The 18,212-nt window shown below is 47.2% G+C and carries 13 protein-coding genes and 1 pseudogene; all 14 read left to right on the plus strand.

The window, feature by feature from the left end:
- The first annotated feature begins 196 nt into the window (after positions 1 to 196).
- The 14 genes and pseudogenes from BAZ21_RS10400 (at position 197) to BAZ21_RS10465 (ending at position 18,164) form a co-directional block, all read left to right on the plus strand.
- Positions 197 to 1,972, plus strand: coding sequence for an ABC transporter ATP-binding protein (locus tag BAZ21_RS10400; RefSeq protein ID WP_068499658.1), 1,776 nt, complete (start codon positions 197 to 199; stop codon positions 1,970 to 1,972).
- A complete protein-coding gene (locus tag BAZ21_RS10405; protein ID WP_068499660.1) occupies positions 1,969 to 3,807 on the plus strand; it encodes an ABC transporter ATP-binding protein in 1,839 nt (612 codons plus the stop codon). The genes BAZ21_RS10400 and BAZ21_RS10405 overlap by 4 nt, the downstream gene beginning before the upstream one ends.
- A gap of 129 nt (positions 3,808 to 3,936) precedes the next feature.
- Complete coding sequence (gene purT / locus BAZ21_RS10410; protein ID WP_068499662.1) at positions 3,937 to 5,121, plus strand: formate-dependent phosphoribosylglycinamide formyltransferase; 1,185 nt, start codon at positions 3,937 to 3,939, stop codon at positions 5,119 to 5,121.
- Entirely contained in the window at positions 5,114 to 5,575 is a 462-nt protein-coding gene (locus BAZ21_RS10415) for a GNAT family N-acetyltransferase (RefSeq protein WP_010345864.1), read from the plus strand. Before purT ends, BAZ21_RS10415 begins: the two co-directional genes overlap by 8 nt.
- Positions 5,576 to 5,795: 220 nt before the next feature.
- Entirely contained in the window at positions 5,796 to 6,542 is a 747-nt protein-coding gene (locus tag BAZ21_RS10420) for a CAP domain-containing protein (RefSeq protein ID WP_068499664.1), read from the plus strand.
- 229 nt (positions 6,543 to 6,771) lie between these two features.
- Complete coding sequence (locus tag BAZ21_RS10425; protein WP_068499666.1) at positions 6,772 to 7,452, plus strand: TIGR00266 family protein; 681 nt, start codon at positions 6,772 to 6,774, stop codon at positions 7,450 to 7,452.
- A 206-nt stretch (positions 7,453 to 7,658) separates the two neighbouring features.
- Positions 7,659 to 8,605, plus strand: a pseudogene (locus tag BAZ21_RS10430) (GDSL-type esterase/lipase family protein).
- Entirely contained in the window at positions 8,605 to 9,681 is a 1,077-nt protein-coding gene (locus BAZ21_RS10435) for an ABC transporter ATP-binding protein (protein WP_068499668.1), read from the plus strand. Before BAZ21_RS10430 ends, BAZ21_RS10435 begins: the two are co-directional and overlap by 1 nt.
- Positions 9,674 to 10,663, plus strand: coding sequence for an ABC transporter permease (locus BAZ21_RS10440; RefSeq protein WP_068499669.1), 990 nt, complete (start codon positions 9,674 to 9,676; stop codon positions 10,661 to 10,663). The genes BAZ21_RS10435 and BAZ21_RS10440 overlap by 8 nt, the downstream gene beginning before the upstream one ends.
- A gap of 98 nt (positions 10,664 to 10,761) precedes the next feature.
- Positions 10,762 to 12,741, plus strand: a complete 1,980-nt coding sequence (gene parE, locus BAZ21_RS10445) for a DNA topoisomerase IV subunit B (protein ID WP_068499671.1) — start codon at positions 10,762 to 10,764, stop codon at positions 12,739 to 12,741.
- A 22-nt stretch (positions 12,742 to 12,763) separates the two neighbouring features.
- On the plus strand, positions 12,764 to 15,226 hold the full coding sequence (gene gyrA / locus BAZ21_RS10450) for a DNA gyrase subunit A (RefSeq protein ID WP_068499673.1): 2,463 nt from the start codon (positions 12,764 to 12,766) through the stop codon (positions 15,224 to 15,226).
- 274 nt (positions 15,227 to 15,500) lie between these two features.
- A complete protein-coding gene (locus tag BAZ21_RS10455; RefSeq protein WP_068499675.1) occupies positions 15,501 to 15,971 on the plus strand; it encodes a MarR family winged helix-turn-helix transcriptional regulator in 471 nt (156 codons plus the stop codon).
- 221 nt (positions 15,972 to 16,192) lie between these two features.
- Positions 16,193 to 16,678, plus strand: a complete 486-nt coding sequence (locus BAZ21_RS10460) for a MarR family winged helix-turn-helix transcriptional regulator (RefSeq protein WP_068499678.1) — start codon at positions 16,193 to 16,195, stop codon at positions 16,676 to 16,678.
- Positions 16,662 to 18,164, plus strand: a complete 1,503-nt coding sequence (locus tag BAZ21_RS10465) for a DHA2 family efflux MFS transporter permease subunit (RefSeq protein ID WP_068499681.1) — start codon at positions 16,662 to 16,664, stop codon at positions 18,162 to 18,164. Before BAZ21_RS10460 ends, BAZ21_RS10465 begins: the two co-directional genes overlap by 17 nt.
- Positions 18,165 to 18,212 lie beyond the last annotated feature (48 nt).

Below are 18,212 nucleotides of genomic sequence, written 5' to 3' on the forward strand. Positions count from 1 at the left end.
CATGCTTCAAAAAGAAAGGAAAACTGAGGAAATAGCCATATTCAATGATAAGAAAGCGATTTAATTTGCCTAATCACCCGCCAATTGCGAACCTGCCTGAAAACGGTCTGTTATCCTCTTTGCCGCCTTGGAATGCGAATGGTAAACTTCACTAAGCCATATAACAACGTCGTGCAACTAATGGAGGGACAATGACATGGAAGTGCTCAGGCAACTGCAAGTCTTTTTTCGCGAGAGGAGACATTATCTGTTTCTTTCCATTCTATGCCTTGCGATAGCGACGGCCCTGGGACTGGTGTATCCGAACCTGCTCCAAAGGCTCATTGATAACGCTATCATTCCTGGTGACTTCGAGAAAGTCCCGGTGCTGGCTCTGACTGTACTGGGAGTCGTGATCATCAAAGGGTTTATGCAATTTTTACATGGTTTTTTTGGTGGACGGCTAGGAAACTTTCTGGCGTATCGACTCCGCAATGCCTGTTACGAAAAGCTGCAATTTCTGTCCTTCAGATACTATGACACTGCCAAAACAGGGGATCTCATGTCCCGTCTGACCGGTGATCTGGAGGCGATTCGCAACTTTATCGGGTTTGGTTTTGCCCAACTCCTCAATGTGGTACTGATGGTCGTATTCGGCTCTATGATGATGCTGTATATCAACTGGCAGCTCACCCTCTTTACGATGATCAGCATGCCTTTGCTGCTCTTCGTCACATTTAAGTTTGAATCCCGAATTCATCCCACCTTTCAGGAAATGCGGATTGCGCTCAGCGCCTTGACGACAGCGGTACAGGAAAATATAACAGGGGTGCGCACCGTCAAATCCTTTGCCCGTGAATCCTATGAAGTTGAAAAATTTTCAATACGAAATGAACAGTACAAAAGGAATCAAATTCAGGCTGCTTCCTTGTGGAGTCGCTTCTTTCCCGCCATGGAGCTGATCGCTTCTGTTAGTGTAGTCCTTCTATTGGGTATGGGGGGATATCTGGTCATTGTAAAGTCGATGACTCTGGGACAGCTTGTCGCTTTCTTTAGCTTAATTTGGTATATTATCGGTCCGATCTGGAGCGTTGGCTTTCATATTAATAACTATACGCAGTCTAAGGCTTCCGGTGAACGGGTCTTGGAGCTATTGAATCAGCATGTAGATGTAACCGATGAACCTGACGCTCTTGCGCTCCATACTGAGCAGGTGAGGGGACATATTACGTTTGAACATGTCACGTTTGCTTACGGGAATAAGCTGCCCGCTGTTGTTGACATCAATCTGGACGCTCCGCCAGGGTCTGTCATCGGGATTTTGGGCGGAACCGGTTCAGGGAAATCGACCATTATTCAGCTTCTGATGCGGGCTTACAACGTGAATGCAGGGAGCATCAAGCTGGACGGGACGGATATACGCCATTTGAAAATTCGTGATTTACGTGCTCAGATTTCTTCTGTGTTTCAGGAAACGTTTTTATTCTCATCGTCTATCCGCAACAACATTGCTTATGGTTTAAGCCATGTCAGTATGGATGACATCATACGCGTTTCCAAGCTGGCTCAGGCACATGAATTCATCAGCGAGCTACCGCTGGGTTACGATACCGTCGTCGGTGAACGTGGACTGGGGCTGTCTGGGGGACAAAAGCAACGGATTGCCATCGCGCGTGCCCTGCTCAAAAATCCGAAAATTCTCGTACTCGATGATGCTACCAGTGCGGTCGATATGGAGACGGAGCATGAAATTCAGACCGGTTTTCAAGAGGTTATGCGTGGACGCACGACATTTATTATAGCTCATCGAATCTCGTCGCTTCGTCATGCCAATGAAATTGTGGTGCTTGAGGAAGGGAAAATTGTCCAGCGAGGAACACATGAACAGCTTATTGCCACTCCAGGCCCGTACCAGGATGTATACCATATTCAATACGCCGACTACATAGACCAGGCTTCAGACGGTGTATCCGAAAGGCAGGTGAGACCATGAATATACCCGCAGAAAAAGCTAATCCGTTAAAAAAGCCCAAAAATGAACGTTTTGTGTATCAGGATGATGATGTCATTGACAAACCGTTTAACTGGTCAGAATTTAAACGTTTGCTTGCCTACATGAAGCCTTATGCCCGTCAAATCCTGCCGATTCTTCTGGTCATGATGATTCTCGGTACCGTTACCAAGCTGACGGTTCCTTATTTGATCAGTCTGGCGATTGATAAGGCCATTGCTCCCGCATGGCCGGCGATGCCCAGCGTGAAGTTGCTATTGTTTATTACGGGTGCGGTGCTATTGCTATATTTGATTCAATGGGCAGCCAATACGTACCGCATTAAATTCACCAATATTATCGGTCAACGCGTTATTTACGATCTGCGTGAGGACCTGTTTAAGCATATTCAAAAGCTTTCCTTCCATTTTTTTGATAAAAGACCAGCCGGGTCTGTATTAGTACGTGTGACGAATGACATTAACTCGCTACAGGATCTATTTACGAATGGGGCTGTGAATGTCCTGATCGACTGCGTACAGCTCATGGGAATCATTGTTATTTTACTGCTGATTAACTGGAAGCTTGGCTTGGCGGTCATTGTGACCGTCCCCATCATGTTTTTGATCTCAACCAAGCTGCGCGTTCGTATCCGTCGTGCCTGGCAGGAAGTGCGCATGAAGAACTCACGCATCAACTCTCATCTGAATGAGTCCATTCAGGGGATTCGCGTGACACAGGCCTACACGCAGGAGCAGGAAAACATGGCTTTTTTCGATGACATGAACAGCTCCAGCAAAAGGTCGTGGGATAAAGCCTCCGCCATGAATCAGGTTTTTGGTCCGCTGATTGATATTACAGGAGGGCTGGGTACGCTGGTGCTATTCTGGTTTGGGGCGCATCTGATTCAGACGGATCAGCTTACGGTGGGTCTGCTGGTTGCGTTTGCCAACTATGTAGGGAACTTTTGGGAGCCGATTAATCGCCTGGGTCAAATGTACAATCAGCTGCTGGTTGCGATGGCTTCATCGGAAAGAATATTTGAGTTTATGGATGAACAGCCGAATATTGCGAACAAGCCGGGAGCCAAGGATTTGCCGCTTATTCGGGGCGATATTCAATTTGAAAATGTTGTGTTTGAATATGAAAAGGGACGCCAGGCGCTTAAAGGCATCACTCTTTCTGTCGAGGCGGGCCAGTCCATTGCCCTTGTGGGTCATACCGGATCAGGTAAAAGTACAATCATTAACCTGCTCAGCCGGTTCTATGACATTACGTCAGGGAGGCTTACCATTGATAGTCATGATGTGCGTGACGTGACGGTGGAGAGCTTGCGTAGCCAGATTAGCATCGTGCTTCAGGATACGTTTATATTTTCAGGCACGATTCGCGATAATATTCGTTTTGGCCGTCTGGATGCAACGGATGAGGAAATTGAAATGGCTGCGAAGGCAGTCAATGCTCATGAATTCATCGTTCAATTACCGGGCGGCTATGAAACAGAGGTGGAGGAGCGTGGCGGTATGCTGTCCATGGGTCAGCGGCAGCTGTTATCCTTTGCCCGGGCATTGCTTGCTAATCCGCGAATTCTTATTTTGGATGAGGCGACAGCCAGCATAGATACGGAAACAGAGCTGAAAATTCAGGACGCCCTTCAGGTCCTGCTGAAAGGAAGAACGTCTTTTATGGTCGCCCACCGTTTGTCTACCATTCGGAATGCTGATCATATTGTTGTACTGGACCATGGAGAGATTCAGGAGAGTGGTAATCATGAGCAATTGATGAAAAAACATGGAATATATCGGGGGCTGGTGGAAGCACAGTTCAGATTTTTGTAAAAAAAAGATCAAAAAATCGCGCTTTTTGTAAATTTTAATGCCGAGCACTATTGCATTCTTGAAGCTAAACCCTGAAAATAAAGATGAAAAGAGATCAGAGCAATATCGTCAGAGGGGGAAGAGTTCAAGATGTGGGGTGCTCCTTTTTCTGCCAACGCTAAGAAGATGCTGCTGCTGGGCAGTGGAGAATTGGGAAAAGAAGTCGTTATTGAAGCTCAGCGGCTTGGCGTGGAGTGTATTGCTGTAGATCGGTATGAACTGGCTCCAGCAATGCAGGTAGCCCATCGTTCTCACTGTCTGGATATGCAGGATGCTGAGGCGTTGAAGGCACTAATTCGCAAGGAAAAGCCCGACATAATTGTACCTGAAATCGAAGCTATTGCTACGGGTGCTTTGGAAGAATTGGAGCAAGAGGGATTTCACGTAGTACCAACAGCCCGGGCCGCCCGTCTTACGATGGACCGGGAGGGCATTCGCAGGCTTGCCGCCGAGAAGTTGCAACTTCCGACCGCCGCCTACCGCTTTGCAGATGATTTTGAGCAGTTGCGGTCAGCGGTTCATGAGCTTGGCACGCCCTGCGTGGTTAAGCCCTTGATGAGCTCGTCAGGTAAAGGGCAGTCTGTATGCCGGACACCTGAAGATGCAGAAGTCTGCTGGAATACGGCGCTGGAAGGCGCACGTGCCAAAACAACACGTGTCATTGTTGAAGCTTTTGTCCCATTTGAGAGCGAAATTACGTTATTGACCGTCAGATCGGTTTCAGGTACGACTTTTTGCCCACCGATTGGCCATATTCAGAAAGACGGGGATTATGTCGAATCCTGGCAACCTCATGGCATGACGGACAAGCAGCTTTCAGAGGCAGAGGACATTGCCCGTACGATTACGGATGAACTGGGTGGTTACGGATTGTTTGGCGTTGAGCTGTTTTTAACGGCTGATGGCGTCATATTCAGTGAGGTATCCCCTCGTCCGCATGATACTGGAATGGTAACAATGATTACGCAGGATTTGTCGGAATTTGCGCTTCATGTGCGGGCAATTCTCGGTTTCCCGGTGCCGTCAGTCACGCTGCTTACACCAGGGGCCTCGGCTACCTTGAAGGCAGAATTGGCTACGCGGGATTTTGCAATAAGTGGTATGGATGATGCTTTGTTGTTACCCCGGACACAGGTGCGAGTGTTCGGGAAGCCTGAAACCAAGCCGGGACGCCGGATGGCTGTAGCGCTTAGCGCTGCAGGAGATGTGGAGACAGCACGGAAGACGGCCAAAGAGGCTGCTAATATGCTGAAAGTGGAGGTAAATCATGTCTAACAATGTGATGATTCCAGTACTGACAATTCGTTCCGTAGAGCTTGGCGATTGCGAAGCCGTAACTGGATTGCTAAGAGAAGTCGGATATCCGATGACTTGTGGCGTAATGAAAGAAGTTATGGGAACAACGCAGGAGGACAGTCAAGCGAATATGATGGTTGCAGAAATGGATGGTCGTGTTGTCGGAGTAATCGGCATGCATACGGCTCAAAGCTTGGCTTATCCTGATCCTGCTGTACAAATCACCATGCTGGTCGTGAATGGGGAGTGTCGCGGCGAGGGCATTGGCAGACGTTTGGTGGCTTGTGGTGAAGATTGGGGACGTGCGCAAGGATGCTATCATTTATTCATTACTGGAGCGAATAACCGCATCAAACAGGTGGAGGCCAGAGCCTTCTACAATCGAATTGGCTTTGAGAAGCAAGGCTATCGTTTCAGCAAAAAGCTCAAGTAGCTGCCTGGTTAACGCGAAAATTATATATAAAGTCTTATTATTTATATCAGTCCCGTGCTGGCTATTGCCGACCGGGGCTATTTTTTTACCAACTTTTACACCATTGATCCTGCTAGGAAACATGATATACTGCTAGAGTAAAGATTACAAAGTTGTAACCGGGCACGTTCAGAGCGAACATGTACACACCAAGAAATTAATACAACAAGGAGATGACGAAATGAAGAATATGTTGAAAAAAACACTGGTGATGGGAAGTTTAAGCGCCGTTTTATCCGCAGGATTCATCGTTCCGGCATCAGCAGCACCGGCTGACGATTTGTCAGCGCAGCTACAACAGTGGCTACAAAATAACGGATACTCTGTTCAATTGTCCAATGGGACGACAACAGTAACGAAGAACGTAATTACGGATTGTTTCGGACAGGACAAGGCTAAAACTCAAACAGGGAATCCTTCTTCGGGCAAGCAAGTAACCAAACAAGGTAACCAAGGTAACCAAAACGCTTCACAGTCTGCTAACAAGCAGCAGAATCAAGCTCAAAACACCAATGCAGGTGCAGGTCAGTCCGCAGGATCGAATGCACAGCTCAGCAAGTCTCAATTTGCAGCAGAGGTTGTAAAGCTGGTAAACAACGAGCGTAGCAAAAATGGTCTGAAGCCCTTGACTTCCGACGCGAAGCTTACAGAAGTAGCTTTGGCTAAAGCGAAGGATATGAGTAACAACAATTATTTTTCCCATACATCTCCGACTTACGGCTCACCATTTGATATGATGAAGAAATTCGGCGTAAGTTATACGTATGCGGGTGAAAATATTGCAATGGGACAACAAACACCACAAGAAGTGATGAAGGCCTGGATGAACAGTCAGGGACACCGTGAAAATATTCTGAAGGCAGAATATACGCAAATCGGTGTGGCTTACTACAATGGATATTGGGTACAGGAGTTCACACGTAACTAAAAACGATAACTAAAGCGATAGCAAGACGCTTTTGTAGCACTCATATAAAGCGACATCGCGTTAATCTAAAGGCCTGCTGACACGTTCAGCAGGCCTTTGATATCATTATTTATCGAATAGTATTTAAACCATTGCTTTTATGCAAAAACAGGCATACAGGACGTAAGTATAGTATGATAGCAGCAAGCAGCATAGATAGCATACTACTTATAGAAAGCCAGGTGAACAATTGAGCTACGAAATCGTGCATGAAGGCGCCTTTGCCATGCTCAAGGTGCAATTGAGCCCCGGAGAAACCATTAAAGCGGAAATGGGAGCGATGGTTTCCATGTCTTCCAGTGTAGACATCAAAGGAACAGTGGATGGTGGACTGCTGCGTGGTTTGGGTCGGATGCTGAGCGGGGAAAAATTCTTTTTTCAAGAGTTGAGAGCAGCTCGGGGGCCGGCAGAAGTACTGCTAGCCCCAGCCAGTATAGGAGATGTACAAGCCGTGGAGCTGGACGGCTCATACAGGCTGTTGGTTCAAAAGGACGGTTTTCTGGCATGTACAGAAGGTATCGAGGTTAGTACCAAAATGCAAAACCTGATGAAAGGACTATTTTCTGGCGAAGGCTTTTTTATCGTTGAAATCAGTGGTCGGGGTACGGTGTTTTTATCCTCTTATGGAGCCATTTATCCTCTGTATGTTGCGCCCGGAGAGGAGCGCATTATTGATAATGCTCATCTGGTGGCATGGCCAGACTATATGGAATATAAAATTGAGAAAGCATCGAAAGGCTGGTTGTCCAGCGTAACGAGTGGAGAAGCGCTTGTATGCCGGTTTCGTGGTGAAGGAACGGTGTTGATACAGAGCCGAAATCCAGGCAGTTTTGGACAATGGATCAAGAGTTTTATACCTGATGGCAAATAGTTTTTCGTCTTTACGGTACAAACAAGTAGACATCGTATAAGGATGGCAATTTGCCATTCTTTTTTTACATACTTGGGAAAAATAATATAATGATATTCACAAAAGTTTCACACAATCAAACCTCAAATGATGTTATTTTCTTTTTTTCACAGGTGTGCATAATGAATCTGAGAACGGTTTATTTGCAAAATGGTATGAGAAGCTTTATGTTTATTTCACTAAGCTATCAGGAGGGAACACGAGTGAATTCATCAAAATGGATATGGCGGTCTGTCGGTTCCATTTCCATCGCCGCTACACTGCTATTATTATACGGATTTTTTGCCGCAGTGCGAAGTATCACGGCTCCAGAGCCGATGGTTAGCACTCAACCTGTAAATACCGGTTCATCGCAGACACCAGCTGCGCCATCTGTTGCTATTCAGACGGGAGAGTTTCGGGTAGCCGCCATTGGCGATTCGCTGGCCAAAGGAACGGGTGATGATTCCGGCAGTGGATTTGTGCGTCGAGCGGTGACCTTGTTAAATGGTCAGGAAGGTCATAAGGCGCAGCTTATCAACAATTTGGGCATTAATGGATTGACGACTCAAGGACTATTAACCAAGCTGGATGAGCCTGGTGTATCTTATGTGCTAAAGAAGGCTAACGTTATTATTGTCTCGATTGGTGGCAATGATTTATTTCAGGGTGCACAGGCTGCTCAAACGGGTAAAGAGCCACCTACACTTGATGGTTTGCGCAAAGCCTTGCCTGATGCCTCCAAACGACTGCAAAAAGCACTGACCAAAGTGGGGAAAATCAATCCGCAAGCTAAAATTATCTATGTCGGGCTGTATAATCCATTTAGTGACTTGCCTGAAATGAAGGTGCCCGGCAACCTTGTTGTAACAGAATGGAATTTGGCAGCCATGGCGATTACCAACCAAAACAGTAATATGACGCTGATTCCAACTTTCGATTTATTTCAGCAAAATCTTCCAGTCTATTTGTCATCAGATCATTTTCATCCCAACGGACAGGGCTATCAGGCGATCGCTGAACGGATAGCGCAGGGATTTGCAGTTGCAGTGACGAAGGATACCGATCATGCAGATCGTGAACAACAATCTACCAGTAGCAGCCGGCTGAAGTGAAGAAGGGAGGGAACAAGTAATGAGCATCCAACCTATTGACAAGACCAGAGCTGAAGCAGCACAGGATTCGACATCTGCAGATGCAGCGTCCAGCTTCCATTCCGCTAGTCAGCTTGGCAGCGTAGACCGAGACAGAAGCGACAACGAAACGGTTCTATCTGTTCAGCACGTCAAGAAACGTATCAAACGTAAAATGATTATTCATGATGTGACATTTGACGTTCGTGCGGGCGAGATTTTTGGTTTTCTCGGCCCGAATGGCGCCGGAAAAACGACGACGATTCGTATGCTGGTCGATTTAATTAAGCCTACGGAAGGGAAGATTACGATATGCGGCCACGATGTGAACCGTGATCCGGAGCAGGCTTTACGGCATATCGGCTCGATCGTGGAAAATCCAGAGGTGTACAGCTATTTGACAGGTTGGGAGAACCTGGAGCATTTTGCCCGGATGCAGCCTGGTGTAGATGAACAGCGCATCCGCGAGGTGGTTGAGCTGGTTCGGCTTGATCGACGTATCCATGATAAGGTAAGTACATATTCACTGGGGATGCGCCAGCGTCTTGGCATAGCTCAAGCCTTGCTTGGCAGACCGAAGTTACTTATTCTGGATGAACCGACGAACGGCTTGGACCCCAAGGGAATTAAGGAAATGAGAGCTTTTATCCGTCTGCTGGCTTCCGAGGGTATGGCCGTGTTTGTTTCCAGTCATTTGCTCAGCGAGATTCAGTTATTATGTGATCGTGTAGCTATTATAAGTCGGGGAAAGGTGCTGGCTGTCGGTGGTGTGCGGGAATTAGTCGAAACGCATTCGCGCATGGCCGTGTGGCAATTGGAACCTTATGAACAGGGACTTGCCCTATTGCAAAAATCGCCGTATGTGCAAATCATTACAAACGCCGATGAATTAATTGATGACAGCATTGTTGCAGCCAGCGGAGACAAGGCCATTTTTACAGAAATGGATGAAGAGCATATTGCGGAGCTAGTTGCACAAATGACAGCTTCCGGTATTTCCGTTAAAGGTGTAACCAAAATCAACCCTACACTGGAGCAGCTATTCCTGAAAATGACGGAAGGTGAGATACTTGAATAACATTTTACCGCTCATACAAAATGAAACACTGAAAATTATCAAGAAGAAACGATTTTATGTCATTTTACTTGTTTTGCTTGTGTTAGTGCCGATTTTTACGTACGCTCAATTGAAAGTAGCAGAAAATAATCGTGAAAAATTCGGCAGTGATTGGCGGCTGGAGCTGCGTCAGGCGATTACGGATAACCAAAACTCGCTTGGCAGCGACCGGGTTCCCGAGGAATGGAAGACCTACCGGCGGGTTTTTGTCCAACAGATGCAATATTATCTAGAAAACGACGTGAATCCGAATGAGCCAAGTGGCGTAACCTTTACGAGAGAGTTTATGGATAATTCCATTAATCTGTTTGTCCCATTGCTGATTATGGCGATTGCCTCGGATCTGGTTTCAGGAGAACGGACGACAGGCACGATAAAAATGCTGCTGACCCGTCCTGTCAGGCGGTGGAAAATACTGCTGAGCAAGCTGCTGACACTGTACATGTTCGTTTCGCTCATCATTTTGAGTGTATTCGTGATTAGTTATCTCATTTCAGGCTTGTTTTTTGGCTATCGCGGTTTTAACGTGCCTGTATTTACCGGCTTCCAAATTGTTGGCCAGGCGGTGGATGTGTCTGCGGTTCATGCGATTCCACAATGGCATTATTTAATGCTTCAAGCCGGCTTGATCTGGTTTGTCAGTCTTGTGGTGGCATCGCTGGCCTTTATGGTGTCTGTTCTGGTACGCAGTACGGCGGCAAGCATCGTGGTCATGATGGCTGCACTTATTTCAGGCACTATTTTAACTAATATGGCGTCATCTTGGCAGAGCGCAAAATATTTATTTATGGTTAACCTCGAATTAACCGATTATTTATCTGGAAGCCCTGCTCCGATTGAGGGAATGACCTTGCCCTTTTCTTTAACTGTACTGGGCATTTGGGGGGGAGCGGCGTTGATTGTTTCATTCGCCGTCTTTACGAAACGGGATATATTGAATTAAAATGGACAAGGTAAAAGAAAACATCTGTTTGCATTTCTGGTGAAAATCATCAGAAATAAGGCAAAACACGGTTATGATTAGACAAAGGGGGAGCATGAATGGTCGACAAAATCGACTTGTCTGCGGAAGCGTCCGACACTCAGAACGGAGCTTTAGAATATGGCGCGGACGACATTCAAGTGCTCGAAGGGCTTGTGGCAGTTCGCAAACGGCCGGGCATGTATATAGGGAGCACCAGCTCTTCGGGGCTGCATCATTTGGTATGGGAAATTGTAGACAACGCGGTGGATGAACATCTCGCCAAGTTTTGCTCTCGCATTGATATCACAATGCATAAGGACGGTTCCGTTACGGTAACAGACAACGGGCGCGGTATTCCGACCGGAATGCACAAAACGGGAATCCCGACGCCTCAGGTTGTATTCACCATTTTGCACGCCGGAGGTAAGTTTGGCGGTTCGGGATACAAAAAGTCCGGAGGTCTGCACGGTGTGGGTGCGTCTGTAACGAACGCTCTTTCGGAATGGCTTGAAGTGGAAATTTACCGGGACGGCAAGATTCACCGTCAGCGGTTTGAATATTGGCAGGACAAGAAGGGCGTGGAGCATGTCGGGGAACCGACCACAGGCCTTGAAGTGCTGGGCAATACCAACAAGACAGGCACGAAAATTACATTTAAACCAGATATTCGCGTTTTCCAGGCAGGCATTCACTTTAACTACGATACGCTGGCTGAGCGTCTTCAGGAAATTGCTTTTCTGAATTCGGGGCTTCGTATTCAGCTTAAAGATGAACGCAGCGGGAAGTCAGATGAATATTATTATGAGGGTGGAGCAAGCCAGTTTGTTGCTTTTCTGAATGAGGGCAAGGATGTACTGCATGATGTTATTCACTTTAATGCTGAAAAAGAAGACATTGAAGTGGAAATTGCCATTCAGTATAATGCGGGTTATACAGAGACAATTGCTTCGTTTGTTAACTCTATTCCGACACGTGGCGGAGGCACGCATGAGACAGGATTCAAAACCGCTTACACTCGGGTTATGAATGACTATGCGCGCCGAACCGTGATGCTGAAGGAAAAGGATAAAAATCTGGAGGGTAATGATCTGCGTGAGGGCATGATGGCTGTAATCAGTGTCAAGATGGCTGAGGTTGAATTTGTCGGTCAGACGAAGGATCAACTGGGCAGCGCCTCGGCACGGAGTACAGTGGATGCCATCGTATCTGAGCAGATGCAGCGTTTTCTGGAAGAGAATCCTCAGATCGCGCAAACCTTGATCAAGAAGGCCATTCAGGCATCCAGAGCGCGTGAGGCTGCACGTAAGGCGCGGGACGAAATGCGTTCAGGCAAGAAGCGCAGTGAAAGCTCGAATTTGAATGGTAAATTGTCACCTGCGCAGTCCAAGGATTTTACACGCAATGAATTGTTTATCGTGGAAGGCGACTCAGCCGGGGGCTCGGCCAAGCAGGGAAGGGATTCCAAAATTCAGGCTATTTTGCCGTTAAAGGGCAAGCCGATGAATCCGGAAAAATCCAGGCTGGCGGATATTATGAAAAATGATGAGTACCGTGCTATTACAGCAGCGATTGGTGCGGGGGTAGGAACCGAGTTTTCGCTCGAAGATAGCAATTATTCCAAAATCATTATTATGACCGATGCTGATACAGATGGCGCGCATATTCAGGTGCTGCTGTTGACGTTCTTTTATCGATACATGAAAGAGCTGATTGACGCAGGACGCATATTTATTGCTCAGCCGCCGTTATATAAAATAACACGCAAGTCGGGCAAACTCGAAACAGTACGTTATGCCTGGACTGATGAGCAGCTTGAAAATTACTTGAAAGAATTTGGACGGAATTTTGAGCTTCAACGCTATAAAGGACTTGGGGAGATGAACCCTGATCAGTTATGGGAAACAACGATGAATCCCGATTCACGTACCTTGCTGCGCGTTCAGATAGAGGATGCAGCCAAGGCTGAACGTCGTGTGTCTACCTTGATGGGTGATAAGGTGGATCCGCGTAAGCGCTGGATCGTGGAAAACGTAGATTTCACGGAATACGTAGAGTAGTGCTATTAAATGGGGTGTAGACATGAGCTTATCGGAGCAATTTTTGCCAGCTTTTCTGGAGGAAGTGGTCGGTGACCGCTTTGGCCGATATTCCAAATATATTATTCAGGACCGGGCGATACCCGATGTAAGGGACGGATTAAAACCTGTGCAGCGCCGTATACTTTACGCGATGTACGATTCGGGCAATACACCGGATAAAGCATATCGTAAATCTGCGAAAACGGTCGGGGACGTTATGGGTAATTACCACCCCCACGGTGACGCTTCGATTTACGATGGTATGGTGCGGATGGCACAGCCTTGGAAAATGAGTCACGTGCTGGTGGATGGTCACGGCAACTGGGGCTCACAGGATGATGATCCGGCAGCAGCTATGCGGTATACGGAGGCACGTCTGTCTCCGATCGCGATGGAATTGCTGCGTGATATCGAAAAACGTACGGTTTTGTTCAAGGATAACTTTGATAACTCGGCAAAGGAACCGGTTGTACTTCCGTCCCGCTATCCCAATCTGTTGGTGAACGGCTCCAGTGGCATCTCGGCGGGATTTGCGACTGAGATACCAACGCATAGTTTGCGTGAGGTTATTGACGCTACCATCGCAGTGATGGAAAAGCCGGAGATTGAGCTGGAAGAGATTATGACCTTTATTAAGGGCCCGGATTTCCCGACTGGCGGACTTATTATGGGTGGCGAAGGCATCAAGGAGGCTTACAGAACAGGCAAAGGACGTATTTATATCCGTTCCAAAACGGAAATTCAATCCTTGCGTGGAGGTAAGCAGCAACTGGTCATTACAGAGATTCCTTACCAGATTGTCAAATCCAGACTCGTAACCGCAATGGAAAATATCCGTCTGGAGAAAAAGGTAGAAGGAATTGCTGAGGTTCGTGACGAGAGTGGACGAAATGGCCTGCGTATTGTTGTGGAACTGAAGAAGGAAGCTGATGCGGAAGGAATTTTGGCGTATCTGCTGAAAAAAACCGATCTCCAGGTTGCATATAATTTCAATATGGTTGCTATTGTGAACAAAGCACCGCACCAGCTTGGATTAAAGCCCATTTTGGAAGCGTATATTGCACACCAGCGCGAAGTTGTCACAAACCGTATCAAGTTTGAGCTGGAAAAGGCGGAGGACCGCGCACATGTACTGGAAGGTTTAGTCAAGGCGCTGAACATTCTGGATGAGGTCATTGCGGCTATTAAAGCTTCCAAAAATCGTCAGGATGCGCAAAATAATTTGCAATGGATGTTTGGCTTTAGCGAACGTCAAGCGGATTCGATCTTGACCTTGCAATTGTACCGTCTTACGAATCTCGAAATTACCACCCTCGAAAAAGAGCTGGGCGACATTCAGAAAAAAATCGCTCAATATCGCTCTATTCTGGAAAGTGACCGCAAGCTGATCAGTCTGATCCGCAAGGAACTTCTCGAAATTCGTGAAAAGTACGGCGTGGATCGCCGCTCCGAGATACAGGGTGAGGTAGAAGAGATTAAGGTAAATCTGGAGGTCATGGTTGCGGCAGAGGATGTGCTGTTGACCCTCTCGAAAGATGGCTATGTGAAACGTACAAGTATGCTGTCGTTCACTCGTTCCGGTGGGGAGCGATCCAATTCCGGTGTTAAAGAAGGGGACTATATTACCCAATTCCTTGACGTGAATACACTGGATGTGCTGCTCGTCTTCACCCAGCGTGGACAATACTTTTTGCTGCCTGTGCATCAGGTGCCGGAGTATAAGTGGAAAGATCCGGGCACTCCGATTGTCAATGTTATTTCGCTATCGAAGGAAGATCGCATCGTAAGCGTTATTCCGATCAAAAACATGGAGGAAATCGGCCAAAGTCTGGTGTTTGTAACTAAAAAAGGGCAAGTCAAGCGAACAGAACTGACAGAATATGCTACAAAGCGCTCCAGTGCCGTAGCCGCCTGCAAGGTGGTAGGGGACGATGAGATATTATCAGTAACGTTGAGCGACAATACCAAGGATATTATGCTGATTACCCGTGCGGGGATGAGCATACGCTTCAAGGAGCAAGAGGTTAATGCCATGGGCCGCGTCTCGGCTGGTGTCAAAGGGATACAACTGGCGGAAGGCGATGAAATTGTGGCAGCGCTGTGGGTGGATGAGGATGAAGGAGAGGTGCTGGTGCTGACCGAATCCGGTTACGGCAAGCGTACGCTTCTGCTCGATTATCCTTCTCAGGGAAGAGGCGGTAAAGGAATCGCCACCTTCGAATTCAAGGAAGGCAAACGGGTGCGTTCGAACGGAACTCGAATCGTGGCTGCCTTCTATTGCCGTGAAGCTATTCAGCTGCAGGTCATCACTACAGAAGGACAAATGCTGTCGTTCCTCTCAGAAAAAGCTCCGCTGGCTGACCGCAAGGATACGGGTAAGCTGTTGGCTCCTGTGGAAAAGAAAGACGAAATTGTGAACGTGCTGCAGCATAGTGAGCCGCAGACTTCACAGTCCGTAGAATAATTGTGAAGTCAAGCGCTGTTTAGCTCGAAAAAGAGAGGTCCTCACGTGCCAATCCGGCACGAATGAGGACCTTTTTGCCGTCATGCTGTCGAACCTTGAAAAGCCTCCAAAACCGGAGTGAGACTTCCTTCCCGTTTTCAATGAATGCCCCAAAAACAGCAGGAAACCAGGGGGAAATGGCGAAAATTTAATGTGATGAAATACAATCCGGACGGTGGCCGACGCGGTAACTTTGTTTTTTTACCGATCCTGTTATTCAAAGGAGTGAGGCAAAATGCAAACGACCGAATTTGCGAAAATCTGGTTCAGAATGGCTAAGGATTACAAGGTTCATATGGAGCAGCAGTTGGCTCCATCACTAACTGAGGCTCAGCTCACGGTGCTGGAGGTTCTGAACGAATACGGCCGCATGAAGCCGTCTCAATTGATCCCGTATCTGGCGACCACCCCTGCGGCGATTACGATGCTACTGGATCGAATGGAGCGGAATCGACTGGTCACCCGTTTCAGAGACGTAAAGGACCGCAGAATTGTATGGATTGTCATATCAGATCAAGGCAGAGAAGAGGCGGAACGCGGTTTGCAGATCCGTGATGATTTTTTGGGCTCCGCACTAAACCGGATTTCTCAGCATAATCAAAATTTGTTGGTCTATTTGTTGGGTAAAATCACAACAAAGACGAAAACTTCAGTATCGACAAGTGAAGCAGCGGGAGAAAAGGAACAAATCGAGCAAGCAGAGTAACACACATCCCTAATAGCAATTACGACCGTGCGGATAGATATGTCCATCAGGGCATTCCTATCCGCATTTTTTGTACTATAAACAAGGGGTCATTGGGTTAAAGTTGACATATACATAGAAAGTGATAAAATTAGTTATAACTTCATAACATTTTGTATGCGAATAGTTGCTTGATTATGTATATGGAATGTGACTGGGAAATGGGAAGAAGGATGGTTCCGATGGAGGACAGAGAGAAGGAAAGACTTGAGGTGTACCGGATTATTCAATCGATAAGGGAGGTTAACAAAACGATATTTCACGCCTTCTGGAATGAAGAACGGCATTTGGATCTGACTGCCATTCAGCATTTGGTGCTGTCGGTTTTGAATGAACGCCCCAGCATTGGGCTATCCGAGCTGGCGGACATCGCTCGTATGGGATGCAGCTCCATGAGCGGCGTGATTGATCGTCTGGCGAAGGCAGGATATGTCACTCGTGAACGAGATGAGCATGATCGCAGATCATTGGTGCTGTCCCTGACGCCCGAAGGAAAAGATACTATGCAAAAAGTGGATGCCATGTGGATGGAACGCATCCTGCCTATTTTGGACATTCCAAAGGAGCAGCTGGACATGGTCCTGGATATCCACAAGCAAATGATTATGAAACTGACATCGAAGGGAATGAATCAACTTGAGCAGTCCTCAAATGACACTAGCAGGTAACGTGCGCAGGGCACCGATTGTGGCCGCTCTGTTGATTGGCGCGTTTGTTGCCATTTTAAACCAGACATTAATTAGTGTGGCTTTACCCAAAATGATGGACGATCTGAATGTAGATGCGAATGTGGCCCAGTGGCTTAGCACGGGTTTTATGCTCGTGAACGGAGTGTTGATCCCGGTGACCGCATTTTTGATTGCCCGTTTCTCCACTCGCAAATTGTTTATTAGCGCGATGATTATTTTTTCAATAGGTACGCTGTTGTGTGCTATAGCACCAAGCTTTAGCATTCTGCTGATCGGACGGCTTATTCAGGCCGCGGGTGCAGGCATTATGATGCCTTTAATGATGGTCGTTATCCTGAACATCTTTCCGATAGAGCGTCGTGGACGGGCGATGGGCACACTCGGGATTGCGATGGGCTTTGCCCCAGCCATTGGACCAACCCTATCAGGTTATATTGTTCAAAATTATGATTGGCGGGTTTTGTTCTGGATCATTTTGCCGATTTCAATCATTTCAGTGATCATTGGGGCTATTTTTCTGAAAAATGTAACGGAGCAGTCTAAGCCAAAGCTGGATATTCCGAGCATCATTTTATCCACACTCGGGTTCGGCGGCTTGTTATATGGCTTTAGTGATGCGGGAACATCAGGCTGGGGAAGTGTCCCGGTTTTGTCTACGCTTATCGTTGGGACGATTGCGCTTGTCCTGTTTATTGCCCGCCAACTGAAGGTCGATGAACCGATGCTGGAGTTCCGTATTTTTAAATACGATGTGTACAGCTTGACGACGATTATTAATGTCATTGTGACGATGGCTTTGTACGCCGGTATGATATTGCTGCCGATTTATTTGCAAAATATTCGCGGTTTCTCGCCGCTCCAGTCCGGTATGCTCATGTTGCCGGGAGCGATTCTGATGGGGATCATGTCTCCGGTGACGGGAGTGATCTTTGATCGAATCGGAGCGCGCTGGTTGTCTGTCATCGGCTTGTTGATTATGGTTGTGACAACTTGGGAGTTTACACGGTTGACCGAATCAACCACCTATTTGACACTGTTAATTAATTACACGGTACGGATGTTTGGGATGTCATTGCTGATGATGCCGATCCAAACAGCCGGATTGAATCAGCTTCCACAACGATTAAATGCGCATGGTACGGCGATGAGTAACACGCTGCGTATGATTTCCGGCTCCATAGGGACGGCAATTCTGGTGACGGTGATGTCGACCCAAACCAGCAACCGTCTGACAACGATTGTTGCATCCGAGGGACTCAACGTTACAAACAAAGCGGAGATGCTGGTTGCAGGCAATCAGGCTACGATTTATGGTATTAACTCGGCCTTTATTATTGCAACTCTGCTGAGTGTGACAGCTCTGATTTTAGCGTTTTTCATCAAAAACACGAATGTTCAAAACGCTCAACCACGCCAGCAACTGGTGAACAGCAAGCAAGGGCAAACCGTGGCTTCCTCGTCATAAGGATGAGAGTTACTGAAAATTTTTCGCACAAAATAACCCGCAATGCAT

Origin of the sequence: Paenibacillus kribbensis (genome assembly GCF_001705305.1) — a bacterium.
GTDB classification, from domain to species: domain Bacteria; phylum Bacillota; class Bacilli; order Paenibacillales; family Paenibacillaceae; genus Paenibacillus; species Paenibacillus kribbensis_B.